The sequence below is a fragment of the Alphaproteobacteria bacterium genome (assembly GCA_040218575.1).
Taxonomy (GTDB): Bacteria; Pseudomonadota; Alphaproteobacteria; order JAVJRE01; family JAVJRE01; genus JAVJRE01.
Window position 1 is genome coordinate 336,690 of sequence record JAVJRE010000005.1, and the last position, 16,553, is coordinate 353,242.

The following is a 16,553-nucleotide window of genomic DNA, read 5'->3' on the forward strand; positions in this document are numbered from 1 at the left end:
TGCCCAACGTACAGCATTGTTTGGCTGATCCAGTCGACAACTAGACATCGCGCTGCTTACGTCGTGAAACTTCGAGGGCCCGCCAATCCGGCACATGGACGCTCATCAGCGCCTTGAAGACCTTGCCATGGTTGGGAACCCGCAGATGCAGCAGTTCGTGGGCGATGACAAAGTCTTGGAAACTCGTCTCCTGATCGGCAAGATCCTCGGCGAGCGTAACAATGCCGCTGGTCGAACATGAGCCCCATTTGAGGGTCATCCGCTGGATCCGGACGATGCGGGGCGCCGCTTTCAGACGCTCGGACCAGTACTCGACACGGTGACGAAGCTGGGTCCGGCGATCCTCACTCGCCCGCATCGTGATCGCCGTCTATCAGGATCGCCAGAACCACATCGACAACCCGGCCGCGGTCCTCTTTGCCAAGCCCCAGCAGTGGGCGGTAGAGGGTAGCCCGCAGCTTTCGGCGCTCATCGTCATTGACCCGGGCATTCGGGAACCGATGCATCTCAGTCTCGGCGTCGCGCGCCAACTCCATTGCGGAGATGCCGGTATCGCGCAGAGATTCGTCGTCCTTGAGGTTCCAGTAGACGCCGAACGCCCGTGTCGACAGGCCGCTGTACTTCGCCGCTTTGATCGCCTCGTCTTTTTCCGCAGCGAGCGCGGCAAGCATGTCCATGGCGGCGAGGCCCGTGGTGTTCCGGTTCTCCATATCCTTGAGGATCCGCTCGGCACGGTCTTTCAACGATTGCAGGACGGGCGCGGCATCCGGCTCGTCCTCGATCTCCTTCTGGAGCCCGCGCACGAGGTTGAACACCTTGCCCTCGTCTGAACCCGGCTCGCCGCGCAACCCTTCCAGCGTCCTAACGTCGAAGGTGACGGTCTTGGTCAACTTGCCAAGACCTTCCTGCGTCGCGCTCTCTTCGACCAGCCGGCGGGTCTTGTAAGCAAGGTCGGCAAGATAGCCGACATGGTCCGCATAAGCGTTCCGCACCGCGGCATAGAGCTGCGCCAGCCGTTTGAAGGTCGTAATGTGGTCGCGCAACTCGGGCGAGGGCGAGAGGATTTCCCACAAGGTCTCGATCTCCTTATAGGCCTCGAAAAACGCTTTGCGCGGCTCTGAGTCAAGGAAGCGGCCATAGACCAGCTTCTCCAGCTTCTCGTCAGCGCTGCCCTCGTCGCCGGCGTCGAGGTAATCGGCCTTTGCCTTCTCGATCCTGCCGAGGAAATCCTTGAGCAGAAGGTGAAGGTCCTCGATCACGCCGCTAACGTCGGAACTGTCGAACGCCAACGCCTTCTTCAACTCGCGCAGGACGCCGACGAAATCGACGACGAGGCCCACGCGCTTCTGGACGCCATTGGCATCGACATAGGGCCGGTTCACCCGGGCGATGGCCTGCAGCAGAACATGGTCCCGCATCGGCTTATCGAGATACATGCAGTAAAGCAGCGGCGCGTCGTAGCCAGTCAGCAGCTTGTCGGTAACGATCAGGATCTTCGGATCCTCGTTTGGCTTTTTGAATAGCAGCCGTACGTCCGCCTCGCGCTCCTCCGTAAGCTGCACCTCTGCCACCAGTGGGCGGCCGACCACGTCGGCCGCGTTCTCGGTGTAGACGGCCTCCGACCACTCTGGCGGCAGCAGCTTGTCCAGCGCCTTCTTGTACTTGGCGCAGGCCTCGCGGTTCACGCCAACCAGAAACGCCTTATAGCCGAGTGGATGGACCTTCTCGCGGAAGTGCTCGGCGACGAAGGCGGCGACCTTCTCGATGCGGTCGTCGGCGGTGAGGAAGGTGCGCAGGCCGATGGCGCGGTCGAGCACCTTGTTCAACTCTTCGGTGTCGGTCACGCCCTCTGCGGCGGCGAGCTCGAAGAACTCCTTGTCCAGGCGTTCGGCGGGCACGGTCATCTCGCTCGGCGCCATAGTGTGGCGGATGGGGAGCGTGGTTTCGTCCTCGATCGACTCGCGGATCGAGTATTTGTCGAGATAGCTTTGCTCGTCCTCGGTGCCGAAAATCTTGAAGGTGCCTTCACCCTGCGCCGTCTTCGCGATCGGCGTGCCGGTGAAGCCGATGATGGTCGCGTTCGGCACGGTGGCCATCATGTAGGTGCCGAGGTCCTTGGCGACCGATCGGTGCGCCTCGTCGATGAATACGTAGATGTTCTCGCGGATGTTGGCGTCCTTGTCGATGCCCTCGAACTTGTGGATCATCGAGATGATCAGGCCGCGTTTGTCGGTCGTGAGCAGATCCTGCACCTCGGTCTTTGAGTTCGCCCGCCAGACGGGAATGTCCTGCTGCTGCATCTCGCCGAGCAGCTTCTCGACCCAGCCCTTGAGCTGACCTTCGAGCTCGGTGCGATCCACCACCAGGATGACGGTGGCATTCTGGAAACGCGTCTTGTCCTCAAGGATCAGGCGTGCGGCGGTAAGCAGGGTGAAGGTCTTGCCCGAGCCCTGTGTGTGCCAGACGAGCCCGCGCTTCTTGGCCTTGTCCTCGCACCGCTCGACGATCTTGTCGACGGCAACGCGCTGGTGCTGGCGCAGGATGGATTTGCGGGTCTCGCCATCCTCGACATAAAACAGAATCCAGTGCTGCAGCGTGCGCAGGAAATCGGTCGGCTCGAAGAAGGCCTGCACCGCGAACTTGTAGGTCTCCTCGGGCTGCTGCTTCCAGCGCGCCATGAAGCGGCGGTTGGCGTTCCAGGTGACACCGTACCAGTAATCGAGCAGGTGGGTGACGTTGAAGAGCTGCGGCGTGCCGATCAGTTCGGGCGTCTCCTTCTCGTAGCGCTTCAGCTGCATCACGCCCCGGTCGATGGCGTCGCCATCCTTGGGGTTCTTGTGCTCGACGATGCAGACGGGCACCCCGTTGATGACGAACATCACATCCGCCCGGTTGCTCTTGCGCGCCGGCGGCTTAAGCTTCCATTCCCAGGTGACGTGAAAGACGTTCTCGCCCGGATGCTCGAAGTCGATGAGCTGGACGTGGCGATGTCGCTTCTCGCCTTCGTCGTACCATTGCCGCTCGCCGCGCAGCCAGGCGAGCATGTCGCGATTGCCTTCGATGGTCGGCGGGATCGCCTCCAGCTTCTCGATCACCTGGCGGATGGCGTCGGCAGTCATCCACGGATTGAACCTGGCGAGCGCCGCCTCCAGTTCATCGCGCAGCATCATGCCGGCTTCGCCGCCGCGCTTCTGCTTCGCCACCTCGGGTGTGATCGGCGTCCAGCCAATGCTTGCGGCGTGATCCACCATCGGGAACTGGACGGTGCCCGCTTCACTGATCTTGAGTTCGCTCATGCCGCCACCTCCGCCACCGGCTTGGCATCCAGCGCCGAGAAGTCGAGGTCGGCGACGCGGATTTCGCCGGTCATCAGCTTGTGCAGCAGCGCCTTGAAGAGGTCGTCGAGCACACCTCGCTTGCGGCGGTGCAGATCGATCTTCCGGTCGATGGCGTCGAGGACAGCAACGATCTCATTCTGCTCAGCCTTTTCAGGTGGGAAGCAGATGGAAAGTCCTCGGACAATCTCGAGATTGAGGTTCTGCTGCTGTCCGCCATGAGCAAGCTGGCGGATTTCCTCATACCGAGACACCAAGAAATGGTAGAGGAACCTCGTTTCGATTGCGCCACTAGATGGCCTGATCGCGGCACAGGCCTGATTGCAGGCAGCTTCGATTCCTAGAATAGCAACTTTGCCCCGCGTTACCCCTTGACCATACATTGCCATAAGCAGCGTGCCGGGTGGCAAGAGCTTCGCCGCGGATCCGATGAGGCCGGCGGGCGTGATATGCTCTTCAGTCTCGCGAATGACGCAGTAGTTGACTTCGGTCGTCTTTGCCCACGGAATCTCGCCACCGTGCCAGAAGGTCGGGTTGCGACGTGACGGGGTACCTCCGGAGACAACGGAGAAGTGGGTGCCAAGCGATCCGAGCTCCCAACTCTCCGGCACAGGGCCGATCTCGGTTTCCTTCTGCGCCTCGCCCCGCAGGCCCTTCGTGAACAGTGTATACATCGCTGCGCGCTTGAGATCCTGGGCGATGGCCAGTCCATTATCCTGCAACTGGATGGCCTGACGCACGAGGTCCAGAACGTCAGCAATATGCTTCGGCTCATCGTCTGGCGGGAGCCAGATTTCGATACGGTCGATCTTCTCTTGATTGAGCGTGTTGCCCTTCACCTGCCGATCTTGGAGACCGTCATAGTCAACTTGCGCCAGAAAATAACCCAGAAACCGCTGGTCAATCCCATTGCGCGGGAAAATTGCGATGATCGCCTCATTGTGGCAGGCATCAACACCGAGGGTCGCCATTCGGCCGATGGTGAGCTTGAAGCTCATGATCAGCGTCCCTGCGGGCACGGTCTTGCCGCGAAACACCTCTCGAAAGGCCACTTGACTGATCTTTTCCTTGGTCGCTGTGACGGTGCCGAACTCCGTCATGTCAGAAATCGCGACCCACGGAACGCCATCGCCGGCGCCCTGCCAAAAGACAGGGTTCGCACGAGCCGGAGTTCGGCCTGCCTTGTAGTCCGCAAGACCTGAAAACGGGATTGCCTGCCATCCGTCCGGGATCATTTCCGCCCCTCCAGCGGGGCAAGCATCTTGGCGAGCTTGGTGTCAATCTCACGCGCGGTATCGTCCAGCTTGAATAGGTCGGCGATAATCTCCGCGATCGGTCGCTGGTCCTGTTCATTAGCACTGCCAACCCACCGGCTAGGGCTGAGGTTGTAATCCGCCTCGGCCGCCTGCTCGCGTGTGATGACGGCGATCTCGCCCTCGACCGGCTTGCCTTTGAGGTAGGCCGCCGCGAGCGGGCGGATAGCGTCGTCGGGGATGAAGTTCTTGGGCCGCCCCTTCTGCACGTGGCGCGAGGCGTTCAAGAGCACGATCTTGTCCTTGCGCACGGCGGGCTTGCGCTTCGACAGCACGACGATCACGCCGGCGGCGCTGGTGTTGTAGAACAGGTTGTCCGGCAGCAGGATCACGCCGTCGATCAGGTCGTGCTCGACGAACCACCTGCGGATGTTCCGTTCCTTGTCCTCGTTCTTGCTCCCCGATCCGCGCGTCACCGCGCCGGTGTCGAGAACGACCGCCGCCCGTCCACGGTCGCCGAGGCAGGCCATCGTGTGCTGGAGCCATGCCCAATCCCCCTTGCCCGTGGTCGCGCCGCCCTGTGTACGGAACCGGTCGAATGGGTCGTCGGCAAAGATGTCCGGGTTGAACGACTGGTTCCACATCGGGTTGGCGACGACGATGTCGTAGGTGCGGATATTGCTGTCCGGCGTCTTGAACTTCGGATTGATCATCGTGTCGCCGCGCGCCATCTCGACGCTCATGTCGTGGATGATCGCGTTCATCTGGGCGACGGCGTAGCTCTCGGCGGTCAGTTCCTGGGCGTAGAGCCGGAGCGGCACCTTGCTGGTGGGGTCGAGCTCGCGCGCGACCAGCTGCAGCTTAACCAGCAGGCCAGCCGAGCCGCAGGCGTAGTCGTGGCATTCCTCGCCGGGCTTCGGGCGCATGATCTGCGCCATCAGAAACCCGACCTCGGTCGGCGTGAAGAACTCCCCGGCGCTCTGGCCCGATCCTTCAGCGAATTTCCGCAGTAGGTACTCGTAGGCGCGGCCCAGGAAATCCGGCTGCACGTCGGCGAGGCCGAGGCGATAGCGCGGATCGGAGAAGGTCTCAACCACCTCGCGCAGCTTGGCGGGATTGATGTCGCGCTCGCCATTCCGCTCCGCTGCGAAGTCCACGACGTCGATGACGCCAGACAAGGACGGGTTCTGCCGCACCACGGCTCGAACCGCCTTAGTCAGATGCTCGCCGATGTCCTTGGGCCGGGTGGGGCGTCCCTGCTCATCGTTCGGCCAATCATACGGCTCGCGTCCGCTGATCACGGACCAGCGCGCTTCGGGCGGCAGGTAGAAGCGCAGGAGAGCGTGATCTTCCTCCGCGATCTCCAGCGCGGTTTCGCGGTCGCCATATTCCTCGGCCAAGCGCGCGATCTCGTCGTCGAATACATCGGACAGGCGCTTGAGGAACAGAAGCGGCAGCAGGAAGTCCTTGAACTTGGCCGCGTCCTTCTCTCCCCGGATCGAGCAGGCCGCATCCCACAGCATCTGCTCCATGGACTTGGTGGACGGTGCAGTTCCACCCACCCGCCGACGGCGAGTAACATCGGCCGCCGGGCCAGGCGATTCGGCGGTGTCCTCGATGGGCTCAACGCCGGCGTCGCGGGCGAGGGCCGAAATGGTCTCGCGGGCGGCCTTCTGGGGCATAGTGGTCCCTCCCTCCCAGCGGTTGACTGTGGCGAACGATACGCCCAACCGCTCGGCAAGCTGCTCCTGGGTTAGGTCCAACTTGGCCCGGATAGTGCGGAGGGTAGCGGCAAAGGCTTGCTTTTTTGTCATATTTGATATATTTGCTATATCGCATAGATTGTCAATGCGATTCGTGAGATGGGATTGGAGCAGCAGCACCCGATGGACAACTCAGGCTCGGGAAAGCCTTGCCGAGTTCTGGCCCTAGACGGCGGGGGCGCCAAGGGGTTCTACACGCTCGGCGCCCTGAAGGAGATCGAGGGGCTCGTCGGCTGTCGTCTCTGCGAGAGGTTCGACCTGATCTACGGGACTTCGACCGGCGCCATCATCGCGGCGCTGCTCGGGCTCGGAAAGTCAGTCGACGAAATCGAGAAGCTCTACCGCACGCACGTCGTCGCGGTGATGTCCCGCTGGCTACCGCGCAACAAGAGCGGCGCGCTCGAGGCGCTCGCGGCCCGGGTCTTTGGCGAGCTGAAGTTCGATGCGTTCAAGACCGACATGGGCATCGTCGGCACGCGCTGGTCGGAAGAGCGGCCGATCATCTTTAAGACAAACCGGCGGCAGGCATTCCTCGGCAAGTCGACCTTCGAGCCGGGCTTCGGCTGCACCATCAGCGACGCGGTGGTCGGGTCCTGCTCGGCGTATCCGTTCTTCAAGAAGAAGTTTGTCACCACGAGCCGCGGCGAGCGCATCGAAGTCCGTGATGGCGGCTTCGTGGCAAACAACCCGACCCTCTACGCCATCGTCGACGCGACGGAGTCGATGGGCTTCGCGCGCAAGGAGGTGCGCGTGGTGAGCATCGGCGTCGGCGAGTATCCCGCGCCGAAGCTCCCGGCATGGAACCTGCGAAAGTGGCTGAGCAAGCTCCCCTCCATGGTCTTTCTCCAGAAGACGATGGAGATAAGTACGCAGTCGATGGACCAACTCCGGAAAGTGCTCTTCCGTGAGGTCCCAACCATCCGCATCCATAACAAGTACACGCAGCCGGAGCTTGCGACGGACATGCTTGAAGTGGACGTGGAGAAGCTTGGCCTGCTGTGGCAGCGCGGGCGCGATTCTGCTCGGGATCTGGAGGCCGATTTGAAGAAATTCTTGCTGTAGGGAGAGTATGGTGGCGATCGCGGAAAAGCAGCTTGAGACGTGGGCGAAGCAGGGCCCGACGGGTCAGTTCACCGGCACCTACAACATCATTCGCGGGCACTTGCTGGACGCGGGTGCGCCGTACCCAATCGCCGATACTGAAGTTTTTCTTCAGGGTTCATACGGCAACGACACGAACGTCTACGCCGACAGCGATGTGGACATCGTGCTTAGGCACACTGGAGCCTACTACTTCGATCTAAGCCAACTTTCGCCAGAGCATAAGGCAAACTTTGAACGCGCGTCGGGAGGCGGGGTTCAGTACGACTACGAGCAGTTTAAGGCGCACGCCGAAGGATACATCAAGCGCCTTTACAATGGTGTCCAAGTCAGAAAGGCCGTGTTCGTTCCAGGTAACAACGGACGCCGTAATGCGGACATTCTCGTCTGCCAGCAGTTCCGCCGTTATATTGCTTACGAACCTCGCGATATACGCTATCACGAAGGCGTGGCGTTCTTCTCCGGCGGAAATCGCATCGACAACTTCCCTAAACAGCACTCGGCGAACTGCACCTCGAAGCACCAAGCGACCAACGGAAACTTCAAGCCGATGGTCCGCGTCTTCAAGAAAATGCGGAACACGATGATTGAGAAGGGCTACCTCACCGACGGCGTGGCCCCCTCGTATTTCATCGAAGGGATGCTCTGGAACGTCCCGGCCGACAATTTCACTGGCGACTACGGGGATATGTTCGTCGCCTGCTACAACTGGATTGTAAATGCCGACGCGTCGAACCTCGCTTGCGCGAATGACCTTTACTGGCTTGTGCGCGACAATTCGTCGGTGTGCTGGCCTACGGCGAACTTCGCGACCTTCACCGCCGCGCTCAAAAAGTACTGGGAGAGTTGATCGCCCAGGCTACTCATAGCAGTTTGGGCGCATTGTTCTCACCCAAGCAGCGCGCGTAATCCTTCTCGCTCGTGAGAGTCCAGGTTTGAGATATTCGCAGCCGCACGGCGGGCCGAGGCCGTCGCGTCGCCAGTTCGTCCCAGGCGTTTCTCGACCTGCGCTTTCAGATACCATGCCCGTGCGTATCCTTCGTCGATAAGCACGGCTTTGGTTAGTTCCTTGATGGCGGCGTCTTCAGAGTCGGTCAACAGCAGCGCCACCGCAAGGTTGTAGAGAGTGAGCGGTTGCTCCGGGAAAAGCTCAGTCGACCGACGCAGATGCGTCGCGGCCCGGTCATTGTCTTTTAATTGCATATAGGCCGTTCCCGCGCTTGCGTGATAGCTGGAATTTTCGGGTTCAAGCGCGCAAGCGCGCCCAAAATAGCCGGCTGCTTTCTCTATCCGACCATTCTCGTTCTCCATGTCACCCAGCCGGCTGTAGGCCAACGCGTTCTGGGGGTCTGCCTTGATTGCCCGCTGAAAAGAGTCGATAGCAGATTGCCTGTCATCCAAACGAAGATGAGCATTCCCCATATTCACCAGCATGATGGATCGGGAGTCAGGCTCGGCAGCGGCAATGGCTTGAAATAGGTCTATCGCTTTCCTCGCGTGGCTGTGTTCGGCCATATGCGCAGCTATCTTGTTGAGTGCTTCGACATTGCCTTTGAAAAGATGAATTCCGAGCTGGTATTCGGTGTCGGCTGCCGCAAGGTCTTTCTGCTCGGTAAATAGCGATGCAAGCGCTAGGCGCGCGTCAAGCGCCAGCGGATTGATGCGCAGGCACGTACTGAAAGCATTCGCACCTTCGGCAGGCTTTCCTAAACTCCACAATGCGCGCCCGTGATAGTCGTGCGCCCGCCAGTCCTGTGGGTCGGCGGCAAGCACTTTTTCTACAGCGCGGAGCGCGCCGCGATTGTTTCCTTCCGCGCCCATCACGCGCGCGCGCAATAGCAGCGCATCGAGATTGGACGGGTGACGAGAAAGCACGCGGTCAAGCGCGGCGCGAGCCTGCGCCGTATTACCAATGTTCAGCCATGCCAATGCGAGTCCCGTCAACGGCGCATCGGTGTCCGGAGTTAGACGATGAGCGGACTCATAGGCGCGCAACGCCTGTCTGAATTGTCCGCGATGAATCAGGGCCTCCCCCTGTGCCACCAGAGCTTCCGGCGAATCCGGCTTGTGCTTCACCGCCTGCTCAACAATACGCAACGCCCGTTCATAGCGCCCGAGGACAAGGTAGGATCGCCCCCGGTTTACGTATTCCTCTAGGCTTCCGCGAAATCCGGGGGCGACAATGAAATCCATTGCTCCGACACCCGCAGCCTTCGCCGCGCTTTTGATTGCTTCGCGCAAAGCGGGGAAGTCGGGATAACGCCGCTCCGGGTCGGGCGCGAGACAGCGGCGAATGACTTCAAAGTACGGCGAGTCGACCCGCCTCACCGCATAAGCATGCGCCTTCTTGAGAATCGCGTGCTGGTACTCCATGAGATCACCACCGACACTGACCTCATACGGTGGAGCAAGCGACCTGGCTGCCAATTGCCACAGTGTCACGCCAAAACTAAACATGTCGCTTTGCGGTGATGCCTTGCCTCCCGCGAACAGTTCAGGGGCGATGTATCCCGGCGTCCCGCAGGTCTGGCGACCGTCCGCGGATTTCAGCCATTGTAGTTGCGACACCCGTTTGGGCGTGTCGTCAAAAACCGCAGGATGGTGGCTTGCGGCTAGCGCGAGGCCGAAGTCCGCCACCTTAAGAAATGGGCTGGAGCCCACCAGCAGGTTTCCGGGTTTAATGTCCCGGTGCGCCGCCACCCCGCATGCTAAGGCATGTTCCATTCCCACACAGAACTGTACCGACCACACCCCGATGAGGCGGTCATTGTAGTCCTGGGTTCTGGCAATGCGGTCCTGAAGCGTCGTACAGCCGGACTCAGGAGCCACAAACTCCATCAGTAAGATGATGTCCCGCCCGTCTTCCCGCACGTCGAATAGCCGAACGACCATAGAGTGGTTGCCGAGATTCAGCAGTGAGAGCGCCTCCCGCCGAAAACCGACCAGATCGGCATCGGTCGCGCCGCTGCGAATCCGCATGACCTTGGCAGCGCGCAAATCGCCCGAAGACACATGTTCGACGAGATAGACCTCTCCCATCCCGCCTTGTCCAAGGAGGAGCCTGACCACGTAATCATCGCACAAGACATCTCCTGGCACGCACACCTGCCTTACAACGCGTGGTGTTGCTTTCCGAGGAGGGGTAGGATGACGCCCCTTGCCGAAGAGATGTTCGAACAGCCCCAATGCGCTCTCCTCACATTCGCGTTCACACTAGCGTAGCGCGATCCGGCGGCGAGACGATGATGGAGATCCCGGTGCGCATGCCACCGAGACTCGCATGCGTGCCATCCCAAGGAAATCCACTCAGTAACCTTCCGTCGGGCGCAGACCACTTGTCTTCACCAGCGACTACGGCTTTTCTTCCGCCTCGGCCGCAGCTGCGACCGTAATCGGAGCAAGCGCGAACAGGTGGATACGTTGGAAACCGCTTGATGGCCGGAAGTATGCCGACTAGGAGGCCTGACCTGCCCCCGTGGAGTGGTCCACCGGTTAAGTTGGAGTCCGGCGGTCATGGCCCACCGTGCAGGGCCGTCCGAAGCGGAGCGTAGGGCGGCACAGCAGGGTGGGGCAACCTGGCTTGTAGCGCCGGCGGTCGATAGCCAAGCGCACTGGATTCCGAGTGACGTTGCAGCGGCAACACTAGAACCCTGCTTAAGGCCAGGCTTCCCCTATAGTAGCGAAGCGGCCCGCAGATCAGCTGAATTGGGAACTTCCATCAAAGTTCTCGTTGTATCTGTCCACCGTTCTAAGGCATCTCGTCCATCAGCGCGCGACGAAAAGCGATCGGATCATCGATGGTGGGGAGCCTTATGGGCTTGTCACCGCCTGTGCCAGAGACGGTCAGTCGGCCCGTTCCCCATATGCGGTCCAAGATCGACTGCCTAAGATTGATCTCCTCGATACGATTCCTAGGCAGCTCCTGTGTCCGGCGAGTGATCCATCCCTGCTTGTATAACAACCGCCGATTTGTGATGGCAATTTCGGTTGACCATTTCCTGGAAATCGCCAAGGTCCTAGGGGCCGATCCTGTAGCGATCATAAGACGGCTAGCACACTAGCCCCTGGCATCGTCAATCGTTGTAGTTCCAGGCATGCCCGGAACTCACGTTGCAAGAATCCCAACGCTGATGGGCGGCGGCGCGTCTCGCCTCACTTGTCATAGCGACCATGTCGTCCTTATACGCCTGTAGTGAATTCGCACGACTGCATACGATCCTACCAAGTCCACCGCCCGCATTGGGGTACGTTTTAGTTTCGAAAAATCGACCTTCCGGCCGACGGCGCCAGCGGTGGGCTGTAGACAAAGAGACCCCCCAAAACCTCGCGATGTCTTCCATCGTACAAATCAACGTATCGGGCGGCAGTGCATTGTAGAAACTACGAGTTTCCATCGGTTTTCCTCCGTCTATGCAAATGACAGGGTTGCCTAGTCGACGGACATCGCTTTGGAGCGATATCCGTTGATGCATGCTCAACCGCCAAAATCACCAAGTCCAAATGGTTTCTGTGGATCTGCTGAAAGCGAATCCCGGGAACCCGCGAACCCATAGCCCGAGCCAGATCAAGAAACTGGCCCGAAGCCTGGAGAAATTCGGCTTCGGGGCCCCACTGATCATGGACGATGCCAATATGATCCTGGCGGGCCACGGTCGCCTGGCGGCCGCAAAACTGCTCGGCCTGAGCGAAATACCGGTGATCTGCATAGAGCACCTGAGCCCGGCCGAGAAGCGGGCCTATGTGCTTGCAGACAACCGCATAGCGGCGGAAGCCGGGTGGGATGAGAGGCTGCTCGCCCTGGAGTTCGAATCCCTGGTCGAGACCGACTTCGATCTCTCCCTCACAGGCTTCGAGATTGCCGAGATCGACCGCCTCCTTCTTGACGGCGATGAGCCGGAACCGGATGTCGACTCCCTGCCGGCAGGAGAACCGGGCGCAAGGATCGTCACCTATGTGGGCGACCTGTGGCGGCTCGGTAAGCATCGCCTGCTCTGCGGCAATGCGTTGCAAGCCAAGGACTATGCCCGCCTCATGGACGGAGACCTGGCCGATGCGTGCTTTACCGATCCACCTTACAACGTTCCGGTCCAAGGGCATGTCTCCGGCCTGGGGAAGGCCCGGCACCGTGAGTTCGCCATGGCCTCGGGAGAGCTCTCGGAAGCCGAGTTCACCAACTTCCTCGCTGCCACTCTCGGTCTGATCAAGCAGCGCTGCCGTCGCGGTGCCGTTCTCTATGTCTGCATGGACTGGCGCCATCAATACCCGCTGGTGGCGGCAGCACGTCAGACGGAGCTTGTGCCCGTGAACCTCTGCGTCTGGGTCAAGTCGAACGGCGGCATGGGCTCGTTCTACCGCTCCCGGCACGAGCTGGTGTTCGTCTACAGGAACGGCGCTGACCCCCACACCAACACTATCCAGCTCGGCAAGCACGGGCGTTATCGCACCAATGTCTGGGAGTATGCCGGCGCCAATACCTTCCGGGCCGGTCGAGCGAACGATCTTGCCATGCATCCGACGGTAAAGCCGACCGCTCTGGTCAGCGATGCGATCCGCGACTGTACCCGACCCAACGATCTCGTCCTCGACCCCTTCGCCGGCAGTGGCACGACCGTCATCGCCGCCGAAATCACCGGGCGGCGCTGTGCCGCCATGGAGCTGGATCCGGCCTATGTGGACACCATCATCCGCCGCTGGGAGGCCCAGAGCGGGCAAGAGGCACGGCTCGTCACCACCAACCAGACCTTCGCCGAGGTCAGGGATCGCCGCCAATCCGAACACACCCTGGAAGCAAGCCATGGCGACTAGCGACGATTATGAGGTGGGCTACGGCAAGCCGCCGAAACACACCCGGTTCCGCAAGGGCCGTTCCGGCAACCCGGCCGGCCGGCCGAAGCGGAGCCGCAACCTGCGCACTGACCTGGAAGAAGAGCTGAATGCCCAGATCACGGTACGTGAAGGCGGCAGGGAGAAGCGTATCCGCAAGCAGCAGGCCCTCGTCAAACGTCATGTGAACAAGGCGGTGGAAGGCGACCTGCGCGCCCTGCACGGCGTCCTCGACCTCATCGGCCGGGTCACGGGCTATGGCGAGCCGGAGGTCGAGCAGGAACACTTGTCTGCCGAAGAGCAGGCGCTCATCGACAGTCTCAGAACAAGGTTCGCCGATCTGATGGCGGGGAACAATCGTCGATCAAAGAGGAAGGAATCATTCCATGACAAACCGCACCATGACAAACCGAAGCCCAAGGCGCCGAAAGCAAAGACCCGGAAGGCAAGGTCAGGCATCCGCCGTGCCCGTCGATCTCCTTAGCCGCCGCGCCCTGGACGAGACCGCCCGCTATGACTTCGCGACCTTCGTCCAGCGTGTGTTCCAGACGGTATCGCCGAAAGACGCCTATCTGTTCAACTGGCACATCGACCTTGTCGCGGACGCACTGACGCGCTGCGCGGCAGGTGACTGCAATCGCCTGATCATTACGATGCCGCCCCGATATCTGAAGTCGATTATCACTTCAGTGGCGTTTCCGGCCTGGCTTCTTGGACACAATCCCGCTTTGCGCTTTATCTGCGCTTCGTACTCGATCGATCTGGCGGCAAAGCATGCCCGTGATTGCCGCTCTGTCATGGAGTCTGGCTGGTACAAACGCGTCTTCCCTGGCGCCCGCCTGTCGCAAAAGCGCTCTGCCGAGCTGGACTTCACCACCACCCGCCAGGGATACCGCTACACCACGTCGGTCAACGGCACGCTGACGGGCCGCGGTGCGAACGTCATCATCATCGACGACCCCCTGAAGGCCGACGACGCCCAGTCCGAAGCGCAGAGGTCGGCCGTCAACCAGTGGTTCTCAGGGACCGTCTATTCCCGCCTCGACGACAAGGCCAATGATGTCATCATCGTCGTCACCCAGCGTCTGCACATGAACGACCTCGTCGGCCACCTCCTCGAGTCCGACGAGGACTGGGAGCACATCTCCCTGCCGGCCATTGCCGAAGTTGACGAGAACTTTGTCCTGAGTGACGGCAGAACGCTTGGCCGATACGCGGGAGAGGTCCTCCATGAGGACCGGGAATCGCGTGACACCCTGGACCGGATACGACGGAGCCTGGGGAGCTACAACTTCTCTGCCCAGTACCAGCAGAACCCGCTACCCATCGAAGGCAATATGATCCGCTGGGCGTGGTTCAGGTCCTACGACCAGGCACCGGAGCGCGTGGCTGGCGACGTGGTCATTCAAAGCTGGGATACGGCGTCCAAGGCGTCGGAGTTCAACGACTGGTCGGTCTGTACCACCTGGCTGCTGCGAGACGGAAAGCACTACCTGCTTCATGTCTGGCGCGGTCGGGTCGAATATCCCTATCTCCTCAAGAAGATCAGCGAGCTGAAGGCCACGTTCACGGCAGACACCGTATTCATTGAAGACAAGGGTTCGGGCACGCAGCTGATTCAGGATCTGCGCAACAGTAACACCATGCGGGTCATCGCGATCAACCCCCAGGCGGACAAGGTGACCCGCATGGCAGGCCAGTCGCTGAAGATCGAAAACGGCGACGTGTATCTGCCGAAGGATGCGCCCTGGCTGGACACCTTCCGGACTGAAGTCCTGCAGTTCCCCGACGGGCGCTTTGACGATCAGGTCGACAGCCTGTCGCAGTATCTCGGGAACGTCGTGAAAGCCCAACCGGTTGATATGTCCGGCTCGTACGTCCTGCGGGAGTCCGTCATGGGGCGCTATTACGACCCGCACTGGCGGGATGAAATGGAATTCTTTCTACACCGTGATCCCGTGCGAGACGTGTACTGACAGGGCACCAGATCCTGGAGCCTTGTTCGGGCTGGACTTCCACGGTTTAGCAAGCATGCATGGTGGTCCGCCCGGACCTCCGGGCTCGGAGTGGTGGGAGGCCATGGTGGTCCATGGCCCAGACACGAGGAACCACCCCATGTCCAAACTCACCGATACCCAGCGGGTCATCCTGGCCCATGCCGCCAGGCGCGATGATGGCGCCGTCCTGCCTATGCCCGCCTCACTTTCCCTCAATCCCGGAGCGGCCAAGACCGTCCTGCAGAGCCTGCTGAAGAAGGGGCTGGTCGAAGAGCACCCGGCCACTCCCGGTACAGAGGCCTGGCGCGAAGAGGACAACGGCAAGCGCCTTACACTTGCCATCACCAATGCGGGACTTGACGCGATCGGCGTGACGCCGGGCGATACGGCCGAAGCAGCCAATCCCACGACCCAATCGAAGCCGAAGAAGCCGCGCAAGAAGACCACCAAACTGTCAGCAACCACCGGTATGCGTACCGGCACCAAGCAGGCCTTGCTGATCGACCTGCTAAAGCGCAAGGCCGGCGCTACAATCTCCGACGCGGTCAAAGCCACCGGCTGGCAGCCGCACTCAATTCGCGGCGCCATCAGCGGAAGCCTCAAGAAGAAGCTGGGCCTGGCAGTGATCTCGGAGAGGATCGAAGGCCGCGGCCGGGTCTACCGCATCGCTGGACGGAACTGACGGTGCGGCGGCGCATGGTGCGAAAACAAGGTGCCGGCCAGGTCCTTGCCAAGGACCTGGCGGCCCTGCCCGAACTGCCGCTCGACGGGCTCAAACAGCGGTGGCAGGACCTGTACGGGTCTCCGCCGCCGTCACGGCTGGGGCGCGCCATTATGACCCGAGCCGTGGCCTACCGCCTGCAGGAACAGGCATTCGGAGGCCTGCGGCCGGTGACCCGTCGCCGGCTGGCCCGGGCCGCCGATGAGATCGCCGCCGGCCGCCCGCCGCCTCGCTCCCCGACTACAGTCAAGCCCGGCACGCGGCTACTGCGAGAGTGGCAGGGTGCCACCCATGAGGTGATCGTGCTGGAGACCGGCGTGCAGTACCGCGGCCGGACCTGGGCCTCGCTCTCTGCCGTGGCCCGGGAGATCACCGGCAGCCGCTGGTCCGGGCCATTGTTCTTCGGCCTGAAGGGCCGGCGTGATGACCGCGCCTAAGCTCCGACGCTGTGCGGTCTATACCCGTAAGTCCTCCGAAGAGGGGCTGGAGCAGGACTTCAACTCCCTGGACGCCCAGCGCGAGGCCTGCGCGGCCTATATCAGGAGCCAGGCGGGCGAAGG

Annotated in this window: 12 protein-coding genes and 1 pseudogene; 8 read left to right on the forward strand and 5 right to left on the reverse strand. The window is 61.2% G+C overall.

The genetic code is table 11. From position 1 onward, the window contains the following. Positions 1-40 precede the first annotated feature (40 nt). The 4 genes from RIE31_07625 to RIE31_07640 are packed head-to-tail and all read right to left on the reverse strand — an operon-like array spanning position 41 to position 6,402. On the reverse strand, positions 41-358 hold the full coding sequence (locus tag RIE31_07625) for a M48 family metallopeptidase (GenBank protein MEQ8640454.1): 318 nt from the start codon (positions 356-358) through the stop codon (positions 41-43). Continuing rightward, a complete protein-coding gene (locus RIE31_07630; protein ID MEQ8640455.1) occupies positions 345-3,296 on the reverse strand; it encodes an HsdR family type I site-specific deoxyribonuclease in 2,952 nt (983 codons plus the stop codon). The genes RIE31_07625 and RIE31_07630 overlap by 14 nt, the downstream gene beginning before the upstream one ends. After that, positions 3,293-4,570 carry a restriction endonuclease subunit S gene (locus tag RIE31_07635; protein ID MEQ8640456.1) on the reverse strand — a complete coding sequence of 426 codons (1,278 nt, stop codon included), beginning with the start codon at positions 4,568-4,570 and terminating at the stop codon, positions 3,293-3,295. The genes RIE31_07630 and RIE31_07635 overlap by 4 nt, the downstream gene beginning before the upstream one ends. Beyond that, entirely contained in the window at positions 4,567-6,402 is a 1,836-nt protein-coding gene (locus RIE31_07640; GenBank protein MEQ8640457.1) for an N-6 DNA methylase, read from the reverse strand. The genes RIE31_07635 and RIE31_07640 overlap by 4 nt, the downstream gene beginning before the upstream one ends. A gap of 48 nt (positions 6,403-6,450) precedes the next feature. Here RIE31_07640 and RIE31_07645 point away from each other — a divergent pair, with 48 nt between their 5' ends. Together RIE31_07645 and RIE31_07650 are read left to right on the forward strand one after the other, a co-directional pair. Next, positions 6,451-7,413 carry a patatin-like phospholipase family protein gene (locus RIE31_07645; protein MEQ8640458.1) on the forward strand — a complete coding sequence of 321 codons (963 nt, stop codon included), beginning with the start codon at positions 6,451-6,453 and terminating at the stop codon, positions 7,411-7,413. Between the two features lie 10 nt (positions 7,414-7,423). Then, on the forward strand, positions 7,424-8,302 hold the full coding sequence (locus RIE31_07650) for a nucleotidyltransferase (GenBank protein MEQ8640459.1): 879 nt from the start codon (positions 7,424-7,426) through the stop codon (positions 8,300-8,302). Between the two features lie 38 nt (positions 8,303-8,340). On the opposite strand, the gene RIE31_07655 is transcribed toward RIE31_07650, so the two are convergent. Beyond that, positions 8,341-10,557, reverse strand: coding sequence for a tetratricopeptide repeat protein (locus RIE31_07655; protein MEQ8640460.1), 2,217 nt, complete (start codon positions 10,555-10,557; stop codon positions 8,341-8,343). Between the two features lie 241 nt (positions 10,558-10,798). Between RIE31_07655 and RIE31_07660 the strand changes: the two are divergent. The 6 genes and pseudogenes from RIE31_07660 (at position 10,799) to RIE31_07685 (ending at position 16,430) form a co-directional block, all read left to right on the forward strand. After that, positions 10,799-10,909 (forward strand): annotated as a pseudogene (locus RIE31_07660) (DUF4357 domain-containing protein). A 1,013-nt stretch (positions 10,910-11,922) separates the two neighbouring features. Continuing rightward, on the forward strand, positions 11,923-13,257 hold the full coding sequence (locus tag RIE31_07665; GenBank protein MEQ8640461.1) for a DNA methyltransferase: 1,335 nt from the start codon (positions 11,923-11,925) through the stop codon (positions 13,255-13,257). Next, positions 13,247-13,759, forward strand: coding sequence for a DUF5681 domain-containing protein (locus RIE31_07670; GenBank protein MEQ8640462.1), 513 nt, complete (start codon positions 13,247-13,249; stop codon positions 13,757-13,759). The genes RIE31_07665 and RIE31_07670 overlap by 11 nt, the downstream gene beginning before the upstream one ends. Beyond that, on the forward strand, positions 13,740-15,251 hold the full coding sequence (gene terL, locus RIE31_07675; GenBank protein ID MEQ8640463.1) for a phage terminase large subunit: 1,512 nt from the start codon (positions 13,740-13,742) through the stop codon (positions 15,249-15,251). The genes RIE31_07670 and terL overlap by 20 nt, the downstream gene beginning before the upstream one ends. Before the next feature lie 139 nt (positions 15,252-15,390). Beyond that, entirely contained in the window at positions 15,391-15,954 is a 564-nt protein-coding gene (locus RIE31_07680; protein MEQ8640464.1) for a DUF3489 domain-containing protein, read from the forward strand. 2 nt (positions 15,955-15,956) lie between these two features. Further along, positions 15,957-16,430 (forward strand): DUF2924 domain-containing protein, encoded by a 474-nt coding sequence (locus RIE31_07685; GenBank protein MEQ8640465.1) that lies wholly within the window; start codon positions 15,957-15,959, stop codon positions 16,428-16,430. Positions 16,431-16,553 lie beyond the last annotated feature (123 nt).